The sequence below is a fragment of the Halomonas halmophila genome (assembly GCF_006540005.1).
GTDB classification, from domain to species: Bacteria; Pseudomonadota; Gammaproteobacteria; order Pseudomonadales; family Halomonadaceae; genus Halomonas; species Halomonas halmophila.
The window spans coordinates 1-1,065 of sequence record NZ_BJOC01000066.1; the positions used below are offsets into that span (position 1 = coordinate 1).

Sequence of the window (1,065 nt, forward strand, 5' to 3'; positions counted from 1 at the left end):
TGCCTGGAGCTATACCCTCGACACCAACAGCACCGGCCACAGTGATCAGGGCACCAGTGTGGACGGCATCCGCGAGCTGTTCGATATCGAGGTCGAGGACAGTGATGGCGACACCGCCGACTCGACGCTGGGCATCGACGTGAACGACGACGTGCCGACCCTGAGCATTGACGACACCCCGGCCACGGTAACCGAAGGCGCGACCGTCGACGGCACCTGGAGCACCGAGAGTGGCGCGGATACACCGGCGAGCGTCACGGTCACGGCGGGTGGCACTCCCCAGACGCTGGACATGAGCGATGCCGCCAACAGCGTCACGCTGAACACCGGCAAAGGCGAGCTGACGGTCCAGGCCGACGGAAGCTGGAGCTTCGTGGCCAACGACAACCAGGATCAGGCGAGCGGCACGCCCAGCGTCGACTTCAGCATCGCCACCGAAGATGCCGACACGGATACGGCCTCGGACAGCCACACCATCACCATCACCGATGGCGCGGGCCCAGGCGAACCCGGTGATGACCCGGGCATACCGGTTCTGAGCCTGAAGGACGAAGAAACTCTGGGCGGCTCAAGCAGCAGTGCGAGTGTGTCGGTATCCTTTACGGCGGGCAGTGATGACCTGACCTCGTTCACGTTCGCCAACACCACGCCGTCGGTCACCGGCCTGGCCAACGGCGAGACACTCAGTTGGAGCACCAATGGTGGTGATCGCGTAGCCACGTTGAACAGCACCGGCGAACAGGTACTGACGCTGTCGCTGTCGAATACCGGCAACATTGCGGCCGGCACCAGCGGCAATGTGACGGTCACCGCGACCTTGACGGAAAGTCTGCCACACGCCATTGATGCCGACTTTCTGCACACGTTGGAGGGTATCGACATCATTGCAACGGATATTGACGGTGATCAGGACACGCAACCGGTAACTGTCTATGTGACGGATGATGAGCCGACCCTGAATATTGTCGATACCCCGGCCACGGTGACCGAAGGCGCGACCGTCGACGGCACCTGGAGCACGGACAGTGGTGCGGATACCCCGGCGAGCGTCACGGTCACGGCGGG

1 protein-coding gene is annotated in these 1,065 nt (G+C 63.2%); it reads left to right on the forward strand.

The window, feature by feature from the left end:
* Window positions 1–1,065: hypothetical protein (locus HHA01_RS14795; protein WP_218023822.1), on the forward strand; the 1,065-nt coding region annotated here is incomplete at both ends.